We start from the raw sequence: 20,962 nt of genomic DNA on the forward strand, positions 1-20,962 counted from the left end.
AACATATACCTCCATAAGCATAACGTATGCGATGAGCAAACAAAACATATATGTATAGAGCACATAACGTTGCTTTAATATAGAATATTGATTATAATTTAAAAATCGTAAGTTAGCAATATAACGTGGCAAACAATTACAAATCCGACAAACAACCAGGTGTACTTCGTTCATTAGATTGGTGGACGATAGGTATCTATTTGGCTTTACTCACCTTTGGGTGGATAAGTGTCTGTGGTGCGAGTTATACCTATGGTGACACAGACATCTTCTCGCTCTCGTCTCGCTCGGGTATGCAGATTGTTTGGATTGGTACATCTATCTGTTTAGGTTTCGTGCTATTGATGATGGACGACCGAATGTACGACACCTTTGCTTACGTCATTTATGGGCTTTTAGTTCTATTGCTTTTCCTCACCATCTTCAATCCTCACTCCATTAAGGGCTCTCGTTCGTGGATTGTTATGGGACCTCTGCGGCTTCAACCTGCCGAGTTTGCTAAATTTGCCACGGCTTTAGCCATCGCCAAATTTATGTCTGCTTACGGCTTTACTATGTCTAATTTAAAGCATTTTGCGGCAGCTTGCGGCATTGTGCTTGTACCTATGCTGTGCATTGTGGGGCAAAGAGAAACGGGTTCAGCCCTTGTTTATCTTTCGTTCTTTCTAATGTTCTATCGTGAAGGCATGCCCGGATCGTTCCTTTTCACGGGTATTGCAATGATCATCTACTTCGTTGTAGGTGTAAAATATGAAAGCGTAACACTATGGGACGAGACCACTTCTGTAGGAAAATTTAGTGTTCTTCTTCTCGTCCAACTCTTTAGTACGGGCATGATATGGGTGTATCTCTACGACAAGATAAAGACCCAACGCATATTGCTTACCATCATAGGCGTTACAACACTGAGTTTATTGTTCTCCGTCTTCGTTATTCCGTTCGATATAGTTTGGGTTCAGCTCATTCTTTCAGCAGGGTTAATCGCTTATTTGGTTTACAATTCGATGAGTACACGCTTCATCAATTACCTTTATATTGCACTCTTTGCGGTAGGTTCGATAGGCTTTTTCTATTCAGCCGATTATGTTTTAAACGACGTGATGCAGCCCCACCAACGTGTGCGCATCAATGTTTTGTTAGGATTGGAAGAAGACCTTGCAGGCGCAGGCTACAACGTTCACCAAAGCGAGATAGCCATTGGATCGGGCGGACTTCAAGGCAAAGGCTTCCTGAATGGAACACAAACCAAACTGAACTTCGTTCCTGAACAAGATACCGACTTTATTTTCTGTACCGTTGGCGAGGAAGAAGGCTTCTTAGGCTCTGCCTCTGTACTCTTCCTTTTCTTAGCTTTGATACTCCGATTGATGTATGTTGCCGAGCGTCAACCGTTTAAGTTTGGGCGAGTATATGGCTATTGTGTGGCAGGCATCTTTCTATTCCACGTGTTTATTAATGTAGGAATGGTGCTCGGACTTACTCCTGTTATTGGTATTCCGTTGCCCTTCTTCAGCTATGGCGGTTCGTCCTTATGGGGCTTCACCCTCCTCCTCTTCATCTTCCTACGCATAGATGCAGGGCGCAATCTCATTCGCCAATAACGCTCGCTTATCTACGCTCTTTAAAGAAGCGTTGCATCAGTTCACGACATTTTTCCTCTAAAATGCCGTATGAAACATTAGCCCTGGGGTGCAAAGCCTTAGGCGCATACACGCTATACCCTCGCTTTTCGTCTTTACAACCATAAACGATGCGTTTCATTTGCGACCATCCCAATGCCCCAGCACACATAATACAGGGTTCAACAGTGACATAGAGCGTGCAATCCTGTAGGTATTTTCCACCCAACTCGTTAGCTGCCATCGTTACAGCCTGCATCTCTGCATGTGCCGTAACATCGGTAAGCGTCTCTGTAAGGTTGTGCGATCGGGCAATGATGCGACCTTGACAAACCACCACAGCCCCAACTGGAATTTCTCCAGCCTTGAACGCTTCTTCCGCCTCCATCAAGGCACGTTCCATAAAGTATTCGTCTTGCTTTTGCTGTTCTTCTATACTCATACGTGCAAAAGTACAACATTAATTTTGTAAATCAGAAACTTTATTCTACCTTTGTGTATCATTTTGAGGGAGTCCCTTATCCTCCATAACAGAAAACAACAGATGAAAATATTTGATAAACTAACAGCCGCATTTAGGAAACCACAAGAGCAGTCCAAAGCAACCATTATTCGGTTAGAAGAGGTGGATAGCACCAATAGTTATTTGCGTACCTATACCCCTCAAGAGGGCGAACAAATGACAGTTGTAGTGGCAGACTATCAAACCGCTGGACGTGGACAAGGCACAAATGTGTGGGAAAGCGAAGCAGGCAAAAACCTCCTTTTCTCTGTCCTACTCCACCCCTACGAAGTGCCCGTTGCTACCCAGTTTCTCTTGTCTGAATATGGAGCTTTAGCCCTTAAAGAAGCACTTTCAGAATATGTAAGCGAAGGCATTACGCTGAAATGGCCTAACGATATATATTGGAACGATAAGAAACTGAGCGGCACACTGATAGAAACCAAGTTGGGCGCAGGTCGCATTAAGGACTGCATCTATGGTGTGGGGCTGAATGTCAATCAAACCGAATTTAAGAGCGATGCCCCAAATCCAGTTTCGTTAGCTCAAATTTTAGGACACGAAGTGGACAGAGACGAACTGCTAAAAAAGATAATTCGCTCGTTCGAAAAGCATTACGACTTGATACGCAGTGCCAACTATGGCGCAATTTCAGGGTTGTATCACGAAGCAATGTACAGAGGCAAAGGCTTTCACGAGTTTGAAGATTCAGACGGAAAATTTGAAGGTGCAATTATCGAAGTGGAAGACGATGGGCATCTTATCCTAAGAGATAAAGAAGGAAGAATAAGAAGTTACGAATTTAAAGAAATAAAGTATGGCAAGATTTAAAAGAATATTGCTCAAACTATCGGGCGAGAGCTTGATGGGCAAGCAAGGTTATGGCATCGACTCTGAACGATTAGAAGACTATGCACGGCAGATAAAAGAGGTACACGAGATGGGGGTACAGATTGGCATTGTTATCGGTGGCGGTAACATTTTCCGTGGTTTGAGCGGTAGTCAAAAAGGTTTCGACCGTGTGAAAGGCGACCAAATGGGTATGTGCGCTACCGTTATCAACTCGTTGGCACTCAGTTCTGCATTAGGCGCAATAGGTGTTAAAGCAAAAGTTATGACAGCTATCCGTATGGAACCTATTGGCGAGTTCTACAACAAGTGGAACGCTATCGAGGCAATGGAGAATGGTTGCATCTGCATCTTCTCAGCTGGTACAGGCAATCCTTACTTTACCACCGACACAGGCTCAAGCCTCCGTGGTATAGAGATAGAGGCTGACGTGATGTTGAAGGGAACTCGTGTAGACGGAGTTTACACTGCCGACCCTGAAAAAGACCCTACTGCAACCAAGTTTACCGAGATTACTTACGACGAAATCTACAACAAGGGTTTGAAAGTAATGGATCTCACCGCCACAACTATGTGCAAGGAGAACAATCTACCTATCTATGTGTTCAATATGGACATCGTAGGCAACTTAAAGAAAGTGATGGACGGCGAAGAAATTGGTACGTTGGTACACAACTAATACTTTAACTCAAATCGCTTTCTATGTTAAAATCCAAATGTTTTGACCATTATTTTCAATTTATGCTGAGATTTTATAATCAGGGGTGAATGTTTGGCGGTTTCTAACCATTGCAGTGACCAAATGCACAAGTTTGTTCTTGACATTGTTCAATGCAACTTGCTTCTTCTTTCCTCGTTCCACGAGGCGCATATAGTACCTCGCCATAACGGGATTGAATTTGACGGCAGCCAGTGCAGCTTGTGTCAGCATGGCCTTTATCTGGCGGTTCGCCATATAATGTACATGCGGATCAGAATGCACACTGGTGCCAGAGTCTTTTCCGAATGGGGCTAAGCCGTAATAGCAGGCAATCTTGCGCGAGTCGTAGTTGAAACGACGGAAGTTGTCTGTATACACCATCAGACAGACAGCGTTCTGCGTTCCTATGCCAGGCACCGAGGTCACGATTGTGAACACCTCGGTGAGCTCTTCGTCCGACTTAATGAGCTCGGCGATTCGCTTGTCTATCTTCGCAACTTCCTTGTTGAGTTCTGACACGATATGCCTTCCGCTCTGCGAGATCATCGTCTTGATAGGCGATTTCTCCATGGTGAGCTTCTTCTCGCCTCTACGCACCTGAAAGCTGCATCTATGGCGTACCACCATTTGACGATACAGAAACAGCTCTCGTAGTTGTGCAAGTGACTCGCTAAGTGGCTCGTACATAACGGCTTTGTCGTGATTTCTCATAGCGTATTCTGCAATCATCGAGGCGTCGGCGCGGTCAGACTTCAATCGTCTGAGACCTGATGCGTCCTTGATGCTCTTGGCGTTCTCAAGCCACATGTCGTAGCCTTTGCCGTAGAGGAAGTTGCATAGTCCTTTGCTGTAGTCGCCAGTATTTTCACCGCAGAAGAGCCACAGGGAGGGGTCGATGCCGTAGGAATTCTTCTCCACCCACTTGACCAGTTGCTTGTAGCCAGACACTGTTGTCTTGAACTCGTTGAACACTCTTGGGGCCGTTTCTGTCAGACCGTCTGCAAAAATGATAGCCACATCAACTTTTTCTTTCGAAAAATCAACTCCGATAAATAAATTCTTCATATATTTGTACAATTTTATTAAGTAGAATTGGTCGATAGTTGTATGGACTGGAACTCTAAATAGGCTTCGTGTCGATAACTTTCTATCTGGTCTTTGCAACTATGTCGATGAGGTCCGAAACGATTTATAGCTTTTAGCTGGGTCATTAGCTGGTTTACCTCTTCGACAGACCGATTCTACCTTTTTACAACAAAGGTACGAAACTGTCTTTAGCAATCATAGTTTTACCTTGATTATTTAATGTTTATGCGACTGCGTCGCATTCTTCTGCAAACTTAGAGGTCATTAGAAAAAACTTTTTGTCATTTTCTAATGACCGCCATTAGAAAAACTGCTTTGTATATGCTTGATTCATAAATATTTACTAACTTTACCACAAAAAAAATATATACTCCGATGCGAAACTGTGACATAAAGTTCGTAAATAAGGAAATAACACCTTTTGGTGGGCTTTCCCTGTTCTTCAAAATGCTTGAAAAATGCCATTTTGAAGAGCATATTATGCAAAGTGGTATTCCACTTCAAGGATCTAGCCGTGGCTACAAACCAATCCAGTTAATATTGGGATTATTTGCAGGTATGTGGTGTGGCGCAAGTTGTTTTGGCCATCTTGACGTGGTGCGTTATGACGCTGCACTGTGTGACCTACTTGGGTGGAAACGCGGAGCTGACCATCGTGCATACCAGCGCTATCTAAACAAAATCTCCCAAGCTGTCAACCAACGTGCTTTCGGAAATTTGTTCCGTTGGTTTTTCTCAGAGTTGAAGTTCGACAATTACCCCTTGGACTTCGGTTCAACTGTGATGGTCCGTGAGGGAAATCAGGAGGGGGCAGCCAAAGGATACAACTCCAAGCGTCCTGGAGACTCTCGCATCATCCGCTCCTTGCATTCGTTTCCGATGTGAGGATGATAGCAAATTACTGGCTACGTCCAGGCAACACATCTGCAAGTTCCAATTATCCCAAATCGATCATTAGCCCGCAAAGGCTTTTTAAAGAATTTAGATGTTATGCTTTTCTTCGTCTTTGCACCTTATTTTGGCTCTTTTCGTTTGTTTTTTTCAGTTGTTTAGCTCGCTAAACGTCTTCAAAAACAACCAAAAATAGCTCAAAATAAGCTCGCAAATCTGGAAGAAGTCTAACGACCGATTTGGGTTAAACCTTATAATATGAAGTTCCTCTGTCGAAATTGTAAATATAAAAAGCAGAATAAAAAAATCCACTTACTATAACAGCAAGTGGAGAGGTATATATCTTCGTTAATCTTCATCAGCAGCGGTGAAATCTACATATTCGCCTTCATCATCGCCAATAACTTGTTTTCGGCGTTGCTCCTTTGGTCGGTTATCGATAATGGTATTGCCGTTTACGTGTACTTCCTCGTCACGCTGTTCGGGTTGGAAGCGTTGTGTGGAACGGCGAAGCATCTTAAAGAAAGCAAAACCTATAAGGATAACACCCACAAAAAGAGCCATAAAAAGAAAAAATATGAACTTGAGAAATATCATAATCTATATTCTTGTTTGTAAAATAAAGCTTGTTTTACTTGCGTACAATGATAGACAATAGTACATACCACGCAATGATGATAGCCAAAGAGGCAATACCAAAAATAAGAAGCAAGGGTATGCAGGTGAGCAAAAATAGGTATTTCACTTGATTACCTTTCCAGCCCCACTCCTTAAACTTGAGCGCAAACATTGGAATTTCAGCCACCATCAACCACGAACTTGCTACTATCCCACCCAAGAGGACAAACAATGCGGAAGGAGAGGTCTCAATCCACTGTCCACCACCAATAATGAGCGAACCCCAAAACAAAGCGTTTGCAGGTGTGGGCAGACCTATAAAGCCCAACGACTGACGTTCGTCAAGATTGAATTTAGCTAATCGGAGTGCGGAGAAAGCTGCCATAATGTAGGCAGAGAATGGAAGAATGGTACGTAAGGGTTCTAAAAAAGAAGGATAGTCCATTACGCTAAGCAAACTAAACAAGATGGTAGACGGAGCTACACCAAAGGTAATAACATCGGCTAAAGAGTCTAACTCCTTACCAATGGGCGAACTCACGTGCAACAAACGCGCACTCATACCATCGAAAAAGTCGAAAATTGCTCCAAGAATAATAAACCCAAAGGCTACTTTGGCATTGCCACTAAATGCAAAAGCTATAGCAATGCAACCTGAAACGAGGTTGCAACAAGTAATGGTATTGGGTATATGCTTCTTTATTGCCATAAGACTTGTTTTCTTAACTCAACTTTGCTATAACAGTTTGGTCGCCCGTAGTAGATTGTCCCATCTTGACACAGATTTCTGAGTCTATAGGGAGGAAAATGTCGACACGGCTTCCCAACTTAATAAAACCCATGTGTTCGTCTATGAAACATTCGTCACCTTCCTGCGCATAGGTCACAATACGGCGTGCCACAGCACCAGCAATCTGACGACAAAGAATATCTCTGCCATCGGTAGTGGTAAGTAAGATGTCTGCGTGTTCGTTCTCTTCGCTTGCCTTAGGTAACCAAGCTTTGTGGTAGTTTCCATCAAAATGCTTCACCATCTTTACAGTTCCATCTACAGGAAACCAATTGGCATGAACATTCCATAAACTCATAAAAATGGAAACCATAATGCGGCGGTCGTGAAAATATTTGTCCTCGTCCACTTCTTCTATAACTACAATTTGCCCATCGGCAGGGGCTACAACTATTTTTTCGGTATCTTCAGAGCCAAAATATCGAATAGGACAACGATAAAAATTGAGTACAATTCCATAAATCGTACCGAAAATTACGATGAAAATCCAAAACGGAATTTTTGAAGGAACGCCAAACCATAACAACAAGGCTATTAGGGCAATACCAATGCCACCATATAATAATTGGTCAGTGCCTTCGTGATGTATTCTAATCTTTTTAAGTTTCTTTTTTATTTTTCCCATAGGTGAGAACGGATATTTTAACGATTGCAAAGATAGGTATTTTTTGTTAGTCTCACAAATATTTATCTTCATTCTTTTGGCTATATCAGCTTTTAATCGTAACTTTGAAACTCAATTTTTGATACTATAATGGAAGATTACATACATTTACACGTTCACACACACTATTCTATTCTTGACGGACAGTCGAAGGTGCAATATCTTGTAGACAAAGCCGTGAAGGACGGTATGCGAGGTATGGCTATAACCGACCACGGTGTGATGTTTGGCATAAAAGAGTTTTCTGATTATTGTGCAAAAATTAATAAAGGACGCAAGAAAGAAGGGCTTGAACCTTTTAAACCTATCTTCGGTTGCGAAATGTATGTGGCACGCCGAAGAAAAGAAGATAAGGTGAAAGAGATGCACGACAACTCGGGTTATCACCTTGTTGTATTGGCTAAAAACTACACGGGTTATAAGAACCTTATTAAATTGGTATCGCGTGCTTGGGTAGATGGTTATTATTATCGTCCACGTACCGACCGTGAAGACTTAGAGAAATATCACGAAGGACTCATTGTTTGTACAGCGTGCATTGCTGGTGAAGTGCCTAATAAGATTATAAAAGGTGATATTGAAGGGGCAAGAGAGGCTTGTCAGTGGTATCATCGTGTGTTTGGCGACGACTTTTATTTGGAGTTGCAGCGTCACGAGGTGAAAGACCCAACGTTGGTAGCTAATCGTGAGGCATTCCCACTTCAGCAGAAAGCCAATCGAGTATTAATGCAATTCGCAAAAGAGTATGGCATTAAGTGTGTCTGTACCAACGACTGCCACTTTGAAGACAAGGAAACTGCAGAGGCGCACGACCACTTGTTGTGCTTGTCAACTCAAGAGGATTTGAACGATCCCAAGCGTATGCGCTATTCTAAACAAGAATGGTTTAAGACGCGTGAGGAGATGAACGAAGTCTTTGGCGATGTGCCTGAAGCGATGGCTGCAACAATTGAAATTCTTGATAAAGTTGAAGTTTATAGCATCGACAACGGACCTATTATGCCCTTCTTCCCTATCCCTGAAGAGTTTGGAACAGAAGAAGAATGGCGTAAAAAGTTTAGCGAAGAGGATTTATACAACGAGTTTACGACTGATGAGAATGGAGAAAATCAATTGTCACCCGAAGACGGGCAAGCCGTTATAAACCGATTGGGGGGATACGAAAAAATATATCGTATCAAGTTTGAAGCCGACTACTTGGCTAAATTGGCTTTTGACGGAGCAGCCAAGCTTTATGATACACCGCTCTCGGATGAAGTAAGAAAAGCGATAATTTTTGAGCTTCACGTAATGAAGACAATGGGTTTCCCTGGTTACTTCCTCATTGTACAAGACTTTATCAATGCGGCTCGAACAGAGTTAGATGTAATGGTGGGGCCTGGCCGTGGCTCTGCAGCAGGTTCTGTGGTGGCTTATTGCTTAGGAATAACTCGTATTGACCCACTGAAATACGACCTCCTTTTCGAACGTTTCCTCAATCCCGACCGTGTAAACCTTCCCGATATTGATACCGACTTCGACGATGATGGACGCGGAAAGGTATTGCAATGGGTAATGGAAAAATACGGCGAGGAAAACTGTGCGCACATCATTACTTATTCTACGATGGCAACCAAGAACTCCATCAAGGACGTTGCACGTGTAGAAGGATTGCCATTAGATATTTCTAACGCCCTTTGTAAAGCTATTCCAGATCGTCTTCCCGATGGGTTGAAGATGAATTTGAAGAATGCTATCAAGTGCACACCTCGGCTGCAAAATGCTGAAGTGAGCGAGGACGTACGTGAACGAAATACTATCAAATATGCAAAGATGTTGGAAGGAACGGTGCGTGGTACAGGTATTCACGCTTGTGGTTTCATCATCTGTCGCAGCCCTATCAGCGAGTGGGTACCTATCTCTACGGCTACCGACCCTGACTTCCCCGACCAGAAAGTTCCTGTAACTCAATACGATGGACACGTCATTGAAACCACAGGACTTATCAAAATGGACTTCCTTGGTCTAAAAACACTGTCCGAAATCAAGGAGGCTTGCAAAGTTATCAAGCAGACCACAGGCGATATAGTTGATATAGACAACATTCCAATTGACGACGAACTCACCTATCAGTTGTATCAAAAGGGACAAACCATTGGAACGTTCCAATTTGAATCAGCAGGTATGCAAAAGTATTTGCGCGAGCTCCACCCTACTGTATTTGAAGACCTTATTGCGATGAATGCGCTCTATCGTCCAGGACCGATGGACTATATCCCCGACTTCATTCGTCGTAAGCACGACCCCAGCTTAGTGACATACGACATTCCTTGTATGGAGAAATACCTCAAGGACACGTATGGTATTACCGTTTACCAGGAACAGGTGATGTTACTTAGTCGTCAGCTCGCCAACTTCACACGTGGTGAGAGTGATGCTTTGCGTAAGGCAATGGGTAAAAAGAAGAAAGACATCGTTGACCAAATGAAACCAAAGTTCTTAAAACAAGGTCAAGAGAATGGTCACGACCCAAAGATATTAGAGAAGATATGGACAGACTGGGAAAAATTTGCCAGTTATGCGTTCAATAAGTCGCACGCTACTTGTTATTCGTGGGTGGCTTACCAGACAGCTTATCTAAAAGCGCACTATCCAGCTGCATTTATGGCAGCGTTGATGACACGCCGTTTCAGCCAAATTACCGAAATTACGAAGTTGATGGAGGAATGTAAGGCGTTAAAGATAGCTACCCTTGGCCCTGATGTAAACGAAAGTCAGATAGGATTTGGTGTAAATAAGAAGGGCGAAATACGCTTCGGTCTCTCTGCTATCAAAGGTATGGGAACAGGCGCAGCCGATGCTATTGTAAAAGAACGTGAGACAAATGGCGCATACAAAGATATATTCGACTTTGCTCAACGTATCGACCTTAGCAATGTAAACCGCAAGGCTTTCGAAAGTTTAGCTTATAGTGGAGGCTTCGATAGTTTGGGTATTCAGCGCGAAGAGTTCTTCGGTGTAAATGCTAAAGGGCAAACTTTCCTCGATGCACTTATACGTTATGCGCAGCTATTCCAACAGGAAAAGGCGCAGATGCAGAACTCTCTCTTTGGCGGAAGCGAAGAAGTAGAGATAGCACACCCAACCATACCGAAGAGCGACAAATGGCCAGCGATAGAAAAACTCAACAAAGAACGCGAACTTGTGGGTATTTATCTTTCGGCACACCCATTGGACGAATATAGTGTGATACTCAATAATCTTTGCAACACCCACACTTCAGAGATGGGACGTTCAGCCGATATGGAAGAATTGTCTAAACGTGACGAAATAACCTTTGGAGGTATTGTTACTTCTGTGACAGAACGTTTCTCACAAAAGACGGGTAAACCTTTCGGCATTGTTACCATTGAAGACTTTGAAGGTGTGGGCGAAATTGCACTTTTTGGCGAGGATTGGGCACGATGGAATGGACTAATGAAAGAGAATTACACCATCTTTATAACGGCAAAATGTCAGCCTCGCTTTCGCAATAGCAATATCTTTGAGACAAAAATTCAGAATGTAGAGCAACTGTACGATGTAAAAGAAAAGCGATTACAGCGGTTCACAATATCTATAGAAGCTGCAGCACTGAATACCGAAACGGTATCCGAACTCACATCTATTATTGAAGAAACCCCCGGTAATACACAGCTGTACATACAGTTATACACTCCTGAACAAAACGCTGTAACCCTACACGCTACCAACAGAGGAGTGAACGTTGAGCGCAAGTTGTTAGACTATATCAAGGCTACCGACTTTATGGAGTACACCATTAATTGATGTCAAAGCAGTGTTTGGCACAATATTTGAAGTAAAAAAGATATATACATAAACTTATCAATTTCATAATTTAAAATAAACAAAAATGGAAGTAGAAATTACAACCCAGAACTTCGAGAGTTACAAGAATGGTGAATTACCATTAGTAGTTGACCTTTGGGCAACATGGTGTGGTCCTTGCAAGGCCATCGCTCCAATCATTTCTGAATTGGCAGAGGAATATGACGGCAAAATCGTTGTAGGTAAGTGCGATGTTGAAGACAACGACGACATCTCTATCGAATATGGTGTACGCAACATCCCAACAATCCTTTTCTTCAAGAATGGCGAGTTGGTAGACAAGTTTGTTGGTGCTGCATCTAAAGATAAATTGAACGAAAAATTCCAACAGCTCCTCTAAGTCGAACACCAACGAAACATATAATAAGGTGAATTCTCATTTATGGGGTTTCACCTTTTTTATTGCACCCAACAAAAGGAAGATATTAAGAAATAATTCGGACGAAGGGAACCTTATTTGTTGATGTTTTTTTGGGCTATTCATCTGAAAATATTTATCTTTGCAAGTATTATGGCAGCAATGGAAAATTTGAATGGAGAAAGACGCCGCCAAGGGCGTATAGAGGTAATTTGTGGAAGTATGTTCTCTGGAAAGACCGAAGAACTAATCCGCAGACTGAAACGTGCAAAGTTTGCAAAGCAGAAGGTAGAAATCTTTAAACCTTCGCTCGACACACGCTACTCCGATGAAGATGTTGTGAGCCACGACAAAAACGCTATCCATAGCACACCTATCGACTCGTCAGGCAATATCTTGCTCCTCGCATCAGATATTGATGTGGTGGGTATAGATGAAGCTCAATTCTTAGATGATGGGCTTAAAGAAGTGTGCAACCAATTGGCAAACAATGGTGTAAGAGTAATCGTAGCGGGATTGGATATGGACTTTAAAGGCGTTCCGTTCGGACCTATCCCCGACCTATGCGCCATAGCCGACGAGGTAACAAAGGTACACGCCATCTGCGTAAAATGTGGTGCATTAGCCTATGCCAGCCATCGTTTGGTACAAGACGAGCATCTTGTGATGTTAGGCGAACAAGCTGAATATGAGCCACTTTGCAGAGAATGTTATCAAAAAGCCCTTGCAGCAGAAAAATAACTCCCACTCATTACCGAACCAAAATATAGGCAAACGAGGGAAGAGTGGACTGATAAAACACGAATATAAATAAAATAAAGAACACAACGACAATGCAAAAACCCATCACATTCGATACTTTTATTCGTTGGGCAATGGTAGCTCTTGCCATAGTAACCGTATTTTTCATCGTAAAAACCCTCTCGGGAGTATTATTACCTTTTTTCATAGCGTGGCTATTTGCCTACTTGCTCTATCCCATCGTAAAGTTTGTTCAGTACAAAATGCACGTCCCTACTCGCGCATTGAGCATCATTGTTACAATATTCTTTGTTGTATTAGTCCTTACAGGCGTTTTCTTATTCATCATTCCACCATTGATAGAACAAATAGACAAGTTTATTGACATTGCAACCCACTATCTACAAAAAACAGCACATACCAATAACCTTTCGGCAATGGCACAAGAATGGATTCTAACCCATAAGCACGACATAGAACACTTCTTGAAAAGTCCCGACTTTACCGAAACTTTGAGGTCAGCAATGCCAGAGGTTTTTTCTGTAATTGGGCAAACGGCAAGTGTACTTATATCGATTGCAGCATCAATTATCACCTTATTATATATGTTCTTTATTCTGCTCGATTACGAGAAATTTACCACCAAATGGATAAAGATATTTCCACAAAAGGCACGCCCTTTTTGGAGCGGATTGGCAGCAGATGTAGAACGCGAGCTGAACAATTATATACGTGGGCAAGGCTTAGTTTCGTTAGTTATGGGCATTCTCTTTGCCATAGGGTTCACCATCATTGGTTTTCCTATGGCCATCGGTATGGGTATTCTCATCGGACTACTCAATCTTGTACCCTATCTCCACACCTTCGCCCTTGTTCCAGCTGTATTCTTAGCCCTATTAAAGGCAGCGGATACGGGGCAAAACTTTTGGATTATCCTACTTTCTGCCTTGGCAGTATTCGCCATTGTTCAGATATTGTGCGATATGGTGGTAACACCAAAGATTATGGGCAAAGCTATGGGACTCAACCCTGCCATCCTTTTATTGGCATTGTCGGTATGGGGCACACTTTTAGGATTTATTGGATTGATAGTTGCTCTTCCACTCACAACCCTCATTATAGCCTACTGGAAACGGTATGTTACAAAAGAAGGAGCTGAACATTAAAGCGCAGGTTCAGTCGCAGTTTTCAGCCGAAATATCTTCAAAATTTTCCTTTTATGGACTACTTAACAGCTATAAAACTTAAATAATGAGAAAAAATAGACAAATAATTTGTCGTATTCAAAAAATATAACTACCTTTGCACTCGCTTTTAAGAAAGAAGCTAATGGTAAGATTCGCTAGCTCAGTTGGTAGAGCACAACACTTTTAATGTTGGGGTCATGGGTTCGAGCCCCATGCGAATCACAAACCACAGAAGAGGACTTCATTGCTGAAGTCCTCTTTTTTTTGTTTTATACGCACCAAACATCAAGGTTAGCGCGAGCCCAAATCTATACTATTTGTGGAAAATGTAAATTGTTGAATTTCTTTTTATCGCCATAACAAATATAAAAATTCTATATCTGCCGACATTGTCAATAGTTCGCTCTATTTCGCTCGCTCGAATGAGATCCTTCAATTCGTAGCATAGTTATATTCTAAAATACAAGCTATAAACAAATTTCTACGGCACATTAGAAGAGGAAAATTAGAACAATAACAGAAACAGACATAAACGAAAAACACGTCTATATAAAACTCTGATTTACAACAGATTACAAACAAGATGCAAAACCTATATGTTTGAGCACGCAATACATATATGTTTTACCCTCTCAAAGTTGAACTTTGACAACCCAATACATATATGTTTTAGAAACAAAAGATAGATGTATTGTCTGCGAAGATTGGAAAGAGGAAAAAAAGAACAATAATCCCAAATCGGTCGTTAGACTTCTTCGAGATTTGCGAGCTTATTTTGAGCTATTTTTGGTTGTTTTTGAAGACGTTTAGCGAGCTAAACAACTGAAAAAACAAACGAAAAGAGCCAAAATAAGGTGCAAAGACGAAGAAAAGCATAACATCTAAACGCTTTAAAAAGCCTTTGCGGGTTAATAACCGATTTGGGATAATATCAACATCAAAATACATTGTTTTACAGCCAATAAATCTACACATCCACTTCGCAATTATACGTGCAAAAAAGATTATTTGATTACCCACTACAACCATTTTAGGTTTTCTCCCACATATTCCATTTTTATTTACTAACTTTGTAGCCTAAAACCATTGCGCTATAAACAAGAAATAAAAGATGGAATGGGCAAAAGTTATAGGTCAAGAAGACGCTAAGCACCGACTTACAGAGTTGGTGCAAAATGGGCACGTACCTCACGCTCTATTGTTTTGCGGTCCAAAAGGCTGTGGCAAAATGGCATTGGCTATGGCGTTTGCAAGCTATCTTATAGAGCAATCGGCTACAGACAAAGGCAATGCAAGGGCAATGCTTGCTAAGATGGAGCACCCCGATTTGCATTTCACTTTCCCTACCATCAAGCTATCGGGTATGAGTTCAGAGCACCAGCCTATGAGTGCCGACTTTGCAAAAGAATGGCATACGCTTATTACCGATAGTGCTTATTTTTCGATAAAGCAATGGATGGAAGCGATGGGAGCTACTACACAGCAAGCCATCATAACGGGGGCTGAAAGTGATGACGTTGCACGACGATTGGCATTGAAATCGAGCCAAGGGGGCTACAAGGTGTGCATTATTTGGTTGCCCGAACGTATGAACCTCACTTCTGCCAATAAGCTCTTAAAGTTGTTGGAAGAACCCACAGCAGGCACAATTTTCCTCTTAGTAAGCGAAGAACCCGAACGACTTTTGGAAACCATTATTAGTCGTACACAGCGTATTGAGGTGAAGCGCATTGCAGACGAAGCTATCGAACAGGCGTTGATAAGTCAGCGAGGGTTAGATACAGATACAGCACACCGTGTAGCACGCATAGCACACGGCAGTTGGCTTAACGCCATAGAGCTGTTGAGTGCAGATAACGAAAGTCGTGAGTTTTTACATCTTTTCCAAACACTTATGCGCCTTGCTTATATGCGTGAGGTGAAGGCGTTGAAAGGGTGGAGCGATAGCGTGTCGGCTTTCGGAAGAGAGAAGCAACGCCGTATGTTGACCTACTTCCAAACACAGGTGAGGGAGAACTTTATGTTCAATTTCCAAAATCCTGAACTTACTTATATGACATTGGAAGAGGAGCAATTTGCAAGTAAATTTGCTCGCTTTATAAACGAAGCAAACGTAATAGAGATAAACGAACTTTTCGGTCGGTGTCATCGTGACATCGGTCAGAATGCCAATGCCAAAATAGTGTTTTACGATATGGCATTGAAACTCATCGTACTGATATTGAAGAAATAATTTTTTCAAAGATTACATACATTATATATACCCTTGCGAAGTCGTGAAAAAAGACTGAAAACGTAAGGTCACAAATATCACAATATGGATTATAAAAATATGAAATTCAAGATATGGACAGGCTGCGACAGAGGTTTGTGCCATAGGGCTTGTGGACGTCAGGATAAACAGTTGAACACTTACGACTGGTTGGAGGACATCCCAGGGAATACAGATACAACCGACCTCGTGGAGGTACAATTCAAGAATACACGTAAGGGGTATTATCACAATGTGAACGGATTGGAACTCCAAAAAGGCGATGTGGTTGCAGTAGAGGCTAACCCTGGACACGATATTGGTGTAGTGACACTGACGGGAAGATTGGTAAAACTGCAGATTAAAAAGGCAGGTTGCATCAAGTCGCCCGAAGACATTCGCCGTGTATATCGTCACGCTAAGGAGGTAGATTTGCAGAAGTATGAAGAGGCTAAAGCTCGTGAACACGCAACGATGATAGAGAGCCGCCAGATAGCCAAGAACTTAGGTTTGCAAATGAAAATTGGAGACGTAGAGTATCAAGGCGATGGAAACAAAGCGATATTCTACTATATTGCTGATGAGCGTGTCGACTTCCGTCAACTTATCAAAGACCTTGCAGCAGCCTTCCACGTGCGCATTGAAATGAAACAGATTGGTGCTCGACAAGAGGCTGGTCGCATCGGGGGAACTGGTCCTTGTGGTCGCGAGTTGTGTTGTGCTACGTGGATGAAAAACTTTTCAAGCGTTTCTACTACCGCTGCACGCTTCCAAGACATTTCGTTAAACCCAACCAAATTGGCGGGTATGTGCGCAAAGCTGAAATGTTGTCTCAATTATGAAGTAGACCAATATATGGAAGCGGCAAAGCGATTGCCAAGCAAAGAAGTGATATTGGCTACAATGGACGCCGATTACTATCTATTTAAGACCGATATTCTCAATGGGCAATGCACTTATTCTACCGATAAACATTTGGCAGTAAACTTAGAAACCATTACCGTAGAACGTGCAAGAGAGATAATTGAGATGAATCGCCAAGGCGAGCGACCTTTATCGTTGCTCAACAATGGTAAGGCTAAACCTTCTAAAAAGCCTATCGACCTCTTGGCTGGGGCAGATATTAGTCGCTTTGACAAGGAAAAACAGCATCGTAAAAACAAGTCAAACAATAATCAGCGCAAGCAAAGTCAGCCTCGTAATGAGAATCGCAGACCACAAAAGGGTCAGCCTCAAGAACAGGGACAAGCACCTCGCTCACAGCGCAATAATCACCCAAATAATAATCGACCACACCACCATCAAGGAAGACAAGGTGGTAATAGACCTCAAAACAATAGGAGGAATGAGGAGTAAAGGACGTGTTTTTCTAACCTTAATAGGGCTTGTAGCAATGGCTATAAGCTCTATTTCGTGCGATGACCCTCGTACTTTCGACAGCTATAAGGCAGTAGAGGTGAATGGTTGGCAAAGAAATGATACGGCTACCTTCAAGGTTGAGCGACAATGGGAAGGCACTTATTGTATGGATTTGGGCATTAGAGCAAATCAAAACTATCCTTATAAAAATATTTCGCTTATTATTGAACGCACGGTTATTGCATCAAAAAAGAAAAAACTACCTAATAAAACTTATCAAGACACCATAACGTGCAGAATTATAGGTGACGATGGACGCCTTGTAGGTAAACGTGGCATAACCAATAGTGAAATTACACATCACGTTTGCTCATTTGTTTTAGAGCGCAACGACTCATTAAATATTGCTGTTCGCCACATTATGAGCAAAGAACAGCTGCAAGGTATCAGCGATGTAGGTATAAGGTTAATACGAACAGATAAGGCTATCAAGCAAAGAATATTCTAAAGCAAAAGGGAGAAACATCTAAACAAAAGGGAGAAAAGCGTCCTCTACGTGACGCACTTCATAGTTTTCGGGAGTTCCAACGATGGTTATAATATCAAAACGAAGTTCCTTGTCTATGCGTCTCGTTTTGACAAATGCGTTGGCAGCTATCGAAATTGAACGAATTTTCTGTGGAGTTACAGCCTTGTCTGCATCAACAAATTTCTCGTTGCTACGGGTTTTCACTTCCACAAATACCAATATATCATTGTAAATAGCGATAACATCTAAGTCGCGATGACCATACTTCCAATCACGTGCCATCACCCTATATCCGCTTTGCATTAGATATTCACACGCTATTTGCTCGCCCCATTTACCTATATCGTTGTGTAGTGCCATATCAAAAGATATAATTCCATTTAAAGATGAATAATTCTTTTACAAAGGTAAGGTATTGTTTCGAATTGTCCAAACTATTCCTCACACATTTCAGTTACACCTCCATTAAACCCAAATCGGTCGTTAGACTTCTTCGAGATTTGCGAGCCTATTTTGAGCTATTTTTGGTTGTTTTTGAAGACGTTTAGCGAGCTAAACAACTGAAAAAACAAACGAAAAGAGCCAAAATAAGGTGCAAAGACGAAGAAAAGCATAACATCTAAACGCTTTAAAAAGCCTTTGCGGGCTAATGACCGAAGTTGGGTTAAATGTAAAAACTTAATATTTGGTGCATCAAAAGATGAGTTCCTCTGAGCCTAACATTGATTGTGCAGAAACGAAAAATACAAGTAAGATTATCAAGAGATAAACTTCTCCTAACTCAAAAGAAATCAATCAGAAATAAAAAGATCCACATTGGAATATCAAGAGATAAACCAACGTGGATTAATTTTATAATGTATTAGGGCTAATTACTTGTTCTTGTACTTCTCTACACCCTTATCCAAGAATTCCTTATATCCAGGGATGTCTTCTTTGTAAACGAAGCTACCGCTCAAAGGATTACCTTGGTTGTCAACAGTAACATAGAATGGTTGAGCCAAGTAACCAAACTTAACCTCCTGGAGGTAACTCCACTTGTCACCAACAGTACGCAATGTACGTGGTGTACCATCTGCACGTTTCACCTTGATAGGTTCCTTCAAAGGAGTCTTGTCGTCAACATAAAGTGAAATCAAGATATAGTCTTCGTTCAACTTCTTTGCAACTTCAGGGTCTGTCCATACAGCACCTTCCATCTTACGACAGTTTACACAGCCGAAGCCAGTGAAGTCGAGCAATACTGGTTTGCCAGCCTTAGCTGCTGCAGCCATACCGAGTTCGTAATCCTTATACTTAGGTTGAACTTCCTCGTGGTTGAGGTTGAAATCCTGTGTGTACATAGGTGGTGCGAAAGCACTTACAGCCTTCAAAGGGGCACCCCAAAGTCCTGGAATCATATATACGGTGAATGCCAAAGTCAAGAGACCGAGCATAATTGCTGGAACAGGCATTGCCTTCTGTTCTTGGTCATCGTGTGGGAACTTTAGTTTACCAATGAGATACAAGCCCATCAAACCGAAGATTACAATCCATATAGCGAGGAAAGTTTCACGGTCAAGCAAACGCCAACCATAAGCCAAGTCAGCAACAGAGAAGAACTTCAAAGCAAAAGCCAATTCGATGAAACCAAGCACAACCTTGATCATATTCATCCAAGAACCAGACTTAGGTGCTTGCTTCAACATTGTTGGGAAGAGCGCAAAGAGAGAGAATGGCAAAGCCAACGCAAGCGCAAAACCGAACATACCAATGGTAGGTGCTACCCAGTCACCGCTGGTTGCAGCCTGTACAAGCAACAAACCTACAACAGGCGCTGTACAAGAGAAGCTTACCAAAGAGAGGGTGAATGCCATCAAGAAGATAGAAAGCAAACCTGTTGTTGATGCAGCCTTGTTGTCAACAGCGTTACCCCAAGAAGCAGGCAAACGAAGTTCGAACCAACCAAAGAAGCTAAGTGCAAATACCAACAAGAGGAGGAAGAACGCAATATTGAATGGTGCGTTTGTAGCCAACTCGTTAAGCTTTTGAGGACCAAAGACTGCTGTAATAACAGCTGCCAAAGCCATATAAATAACGATGATAGAAATACCATAAGTGATGGCATCACGAATACCTTTCTTCTTATCGTCCTTTGCGCGCTTGAGGAAGAAGCTCACAGTCATTGGAATGATTGGCCAAACACAAGGTGTAAGCAATGCTACGAAACCACCAACAATACCCATTAAGAAGATATAGAACAATGAGTGACTTTCTGATTTTTTATCTGTACCAAATGCTTGAAGTTCTTTGATAACTGGACGCCAAAGGTCTGAAGGATTTACATCAGAAGCACCAGCTACTTGAGCTGTATCGCCCAAAGCTAAATCGTCCATTGCCATAGCAGCAGAGTCGGTTGCAGAACCATCAAGTGTAGCAGCGTCCTCTGTTTTAGCTTCATCTTTAGTTTCCTCAGCCTTAGCTTCAGGAGCATCAGCAGGACCATTGCCAGAGTAGCTAAACTCAACAGTTGTAGGAGGCATACACATCTCGTCGTTACAAGCTCCATACTCCATATAGCCTGAAATCTTGTAAGTCTTACCTGTAATCTTGTACTTTTGGATAAAAGAAACAGTGCCTTCGAAGTAGCGGAGCTTCATATCGAACACCTTGTCGTACACGTTCAACTCCTTACCACGTGGAGTAAGCTTACCCACAGGTTGTGCGCCTTCAGCCTTTTCAGATGTGAATGTAGCCGAAGTAGGTCCGTCTGCAGGCAGACCAGTTGAGTACACGTGCCAACCACTATTAATTTTTCCCGTAAAGATAACATCTACTTCAGTAGGTGAAACCCGCTTCTGCTGTACACTAAAGCGTACAGGATTTTGTGCTATTGCTGTAAGATTAAATAATAGCACCAATAAGGTAAATAAAATTTTCTCCATCATTTTATAATATACTGTTTTTCTCTG

17 protein-coding genes, 1 tRNA gene and 1 pseudogene are annotated in these 20,962 nt (G+C 42.1%); 12 read left to right on the forward strand and 7 right to left on the reverse strand.

Annotated elements, in window-relative coordinates; genetic code table 11:
* Positions 1-125: 125 nt before the first annotated feature.
* Entirely contained in the window at positions 126-1,601 is a 1,476-nt protein-coding gene (rodA, locus tag CZ367_RS02145) for a rod shape-determining protein RodA (protein WP_077195505.1), read from the forward strand.
* A 7-nt stretch (positions 1,602-1,608) separates the two neighbouring features.
* Here the strand turns inward: rodA and CZ367_RS02150 are convergent, their stop codons facing one another.
* Positions 1,609-2,061, reverse strand: a complete 453-nt coding sequence (locus CZ367_RS02150) for a nucleoside deaminase (protein ID WP_077195506.1) — start codon at positions 2,059-2,061, stop codon at positions 1,609-1,611.
* A 102-nt stretch (positions 2,062-2,163) separates the two neighbouring features.
* Here CZ367_RS02150 and CZ367_RS02155 point away from each other — a divergent pair, with 102 nt between their 5' ends.
* Positions 2,164-2,952 carry a biotin--[acetyl-CoA-carboxylase] ligase gene (locus tag CZ367_RS02155; protein WP_077195507.1) on the forward strand — a complete coding sequence of 263 codons (789 nt, stop codon included), beginning with the start codon at positions 2,164-2,166 and terminating at the stop codon, positions 2,950-2,952.
* Entirely contained in the window at positions 2,939-3,649 is a 711-nt protein-coding gene (pyrH, locus tag CZ367_RS02160; protein ID WP_077195508.1) for a UMP kinase, read from the forward strand. Before CZ367_RS02155 ends, pyrH begins: the two co-directional genes overlap by 14 nt.
* A 60-nt stretch (positions 3,650-3,709) precedes the next feature.
* Here pyrH and CZ367_RS02165 read toward each other — a convergent pair whose 3' ends face one another.
* Positions 3,710-4,735, reverse strand: coding sequence for an IS110 family RNA-guided transposase (locus CZ367_RS02165; protein WP_077195509.1), 1,026 nt, complete (start codon positions 4,733-4,735; stop codon positions 3,710-3,712).
* A 396-nt stretch (positions 4,736-5,131) separates the two neighbouring features.
* On the opposite strand from CZ367_RS02165, the pseudogene CZ367_RS02170 reads away from it, so the two are divergent.
* A pseudogene (locus CZ367_RS02170) lies at positions 5,132-5,697 on the forward strand (IS1380 family transposase); the annotation flags it as partial.
* Between the two features lie 298 nt (positions 5,698-5,995).
* On the opposite strand, the gene CZ367_RS02175 reads toward CZ367_RS02170, so the two are convergent.
* The 3 genes from CZ367_RS02175 to CZ367_RS02185 are packed head-to-tail and all read right to left on the reverse strand — an operon-like array spanning position 5,996 to position 7,680.
* Positions 5,996-6,244: a DUF4834 domain-containing protein gene (locus tag CZ367_RS02175; RefSeq protein ID WP_077195510.1), complete on the reverse strand. Its 249-nt coding sequence runs from the start codon at positions 6,242-6,244 to the stop codon at positions 5,996-5,998.
* A 34-nt stretch (positions 6,245-6,278) separates the two neighbouring features.
* Positions 6,279-6,974 carry a CDP-diacylglycerol--serine O-phosphatidyltransferase gene (gene pssA / locus CZ367_RS02180; protein ID WP_077195511.1) on the reverse strand — a complete coding sequence of 232 codons (696 nt, stop codon included), beginning with the start codon at positions 6,972-6,974 and terminating at the stop codon, positions 6,279-6,281.
* Positions 6,975-6,987: 13 nt separating this feature from the next.
* A complete protein-coding gene (locus tag CZ367_RS02185) occupies positions 6,988-7,680 on the reverse strand; it encodes a phosphatidylserine decarboxylase family protein (protein WP_077195512.1) in 693 nt (230 codons plus the stop codon).
* Between the two features lie 129 nt (positions 7,681-7,809).
* Between CZ367_RS02185 and dnaE the strand changes: the two genes are divergently transcribed.
* From dnaE to CZ367_RS02225, 8 genes are all read left to right on the forward strand, one after another.
* Positions 7,810-11,526: a DNA polymerase III subunit alpha gene (gene dnaE / locus CZ367_RS02190; protein WP_077195513.1), complete on the forward strand. Its 3,717-nt coding sequence runs from the start codon at positions 7,810-7,812 to the stop codon at positions 11,524-11,526.
* A gap of 85 nt (positions 11,527-11,611) precedes the next feature.
* Complete coding sequence (gene trxA, locus CZ367_RS02195; RefSeq protein ID WP_077195514.1) at positions 11,612-11,926, forward strand: thioredoxin; 315 nt, start codon at positions 11,612-11,614, stop codon at positions 11,924-11,926.
* Positions 11,927-12,097: 171 nt separating this feature from the next.
* A complete protein-coding gene (locus tag CZ367_RS02200; protein WP_077195515.1) occupies positions 12,098-12,685 on the forward strand; it encodes a thymidine kinase in 588 nt (195 codons plus the stop codon).
* Positions 12,686-12,777: 92 nt separating this feature from the next.
* The gene (locus tag CZ367_RS02205) at positions 12,778-13,851 is read left to right on the forward strand and encodes an AI-2E family transporter (protein ID WP_077195516.1); all 1,074 of its coding nucleotides are present in this window, start codon (positions 12,778-12,780) and stop codon (positions 13,849-13,851) included.
* 170 nt (positions 13,852-14,021) lie between these two features.
* Positions 14,022-14,094, forward strand: a tRNA-Lys gene (locus CZ367_RS02210).
* An 889-nt stretch (positions 14,095-14,983) separates the two neighbouring features.
* Positions 14,984-16,105 carry a DNA polymerase III subunit gene (locus CZ367_RS02215; protein WP_077195517.1) on the forward strand — a complete coding sequence of 374 codons (1,122 nt, stop codon included), beginning with the start codon at positions 14,984-14,986 and terminating at the stop codon, positions 16,103-16,105.
* A gap of 84 nt (positions 16,106-16,189) precedes the next feature.
* Entirely contained in the window at positions 16,190-17,479 is a 1,290-nt protein-coding gene (ricT, locus tag CZ367_RS02220; protein ID WP_077195518.1) for a PSP1 domain-containing protein, read from the forward strand.
* Positions 17,469-17,990, forward strand: a complete 522-nt coding sequence (locus tag CZ367_RS02225; protein ID WP_077195519.1) for a gliding motility lipoprotein GldH — start codon at positions 17,469-17,471, stop codon at positions 17,988-17,990. Before ricT ends, CZ367_RS02225 begins: the two co-directional genes overlap by 11 nt.
* A gap of 18 nt (positions 17,991-18,008) precedes the next feature.
* Here the strand turns inward: CZ367_RS02225 and CZ367_RS02230 are convergent, their stop codons facing one another.
* Both CZ367_RS02230 and CZ367_RS02235 read right to left on the reverse strand, forming a co-directional pair.
* Positions 18,009-18,371 carry a YraN family protein gene (locus tag CZ367_RS02230; RefSeq protein WP_077195520.1) on the reverse strand — a complete coding sequence of 121 codons (363 nt, stop codon included), beginning with the start codon at positions 18,369-18,371 and terminating at the stop codon, positions 18,009-18,011.
* A 512-nt stretch (positions 18,372-18,883) separates the two neighbouring features.
* The gene (locus tag CZ367_RS02235) at positions 18,884-20,938 is read right to left on the reverse strand and encodes a protein-disulfide reductase DsbD family protein (protein WP_077195521.1); all 2,055 of its coding nucleotides are present in this window, start codon (positions 20,936-20,938) and stop codon (positions 18,884-18,886) included.
* Between the last annotated feature and the right edge of the window lie 24 nt (positions 20,939-20,962).

The organism is Prevotella ihumii, from assembly GCF_900155655.1.
Taxonomy (GTDB): domain Bacteria; phylum Bacteroidota; class Bacteroidia; order Bacteroidales; family Bacteroidaceae; genus Prevotella; species Prevotella ihumii.

Excerpts from the sequence above, each read along its gene's own strand:
- ricT (WP_077195518.1), top strand. The coding sequence starts at position 16,190 with ATGGATTATAAAAATATGAAATTCAAGATATGGACAGGCTGCGACAGA.
- CZ367_RS02165 (WP_077195509.1), bottom strand. The coding sequence starts at position 4,735 with ATGAAGAATTTATTTATCGGAGTTGATTTTTCGAAAGAAAAAGTTGAT.
- CZ367_RS02185 (WP_077195512.1), bottom strand. The coding sequence starts at position 7,680 with ATGGGAAAAATAAAAAAGAAACTTAAAAAGATTAGAATACATCACGAA.
- trxA (WP_077195514.1), top strand. The coding sequence starts at position 11,612 with ATGGAAGTAGAAATTACAACCCAGAACTTCGAGAGTTACAAGAATGGT.
- pssA (WP_077195511.1), bottom strand. The coding sequence starts at position 6,974 with ATGGCAATAAAGAAGCATATACCCAATACCATTACTTGTTGCAACCTC.
- CZ367_RS02175 (WP_077195510.1), bottom strand. The coding sequence starts at position 6,244 with ATGATATTTCTCAAGTTCATATTTTTTCTTTTTATGGCTCTTTTTGTG.
- CZ367_RS02200 (WP_077195515.1), top strand. The coding sequence starts at position 12,098 with ATGGCAGCAATGGAAAATTTGAATGGAGAAAGACGCCGCCAAGGGCGT.
- dnaE (WP_077195513.1), top strand. The coding sequence starts at position 7,810 with ATGGAAGATTACATACATTTACACGTTCACACACACTATTCTATTCTT.
- pyrH (WP_077195508.1), top strand. The coding sequence starts at position 2,939 with ATGGCAAGATTTAAAAGAATATTGCTCAAACTATCGGGCGAGAGCTTG.
- CZ367_RS02205 (WP_077195516.1), top strand. The coding sequence starts at position 12,778 with ATGCAAAAACCCATCACATTCGATACTTTTATTCGTTGGGCAATGGTA.
- CZ367_RS02150 (WP_077195506.1), bottom strand. The coding sequence starts at position 2,061 with ATGAGTATAGAAGAACAGCAAAAGCAAGACGAATACTTTATGGAACGT.
- CZ367_RS02235 (WP_077195521.1), bottom strand. The coding sequence starts at position 20,938 with ATGATGGAGAAAATTTTATTTACCTTATTGGTGCTATTATTTAATCTT.
- CZ367_RS02225 (WP_077195519.1), top strand. The coding sequence starts at position 17,469 with ATGAGGAGTAAAGGACGTGTTTTTCTAACCTTAATAGGGCTTGTAGCA.
- CZ367_RS02230 (WP_077195520.1), bottom strand. The coding sequence starts at position 18,371 with ATGGCACTACACAACGATATAGGTAAATGGGGCGAGCAAATAGCGTGT.
- CZ367_RS02155 (WP_077195507.1), top strand. The coding sequence starts at position 2,164 with ATGAAAATATTTGATAAACTAACAGCCGCATTTAGGAAACCACAAGAG.
- CZ367_RS02215 (WP_077195517.1), top strand. The coding sequence starts at position 14,984 with ATGGAATGGGCAAAAGTTATAGGTCAAGAAGACGCTAAGCACCGACTT.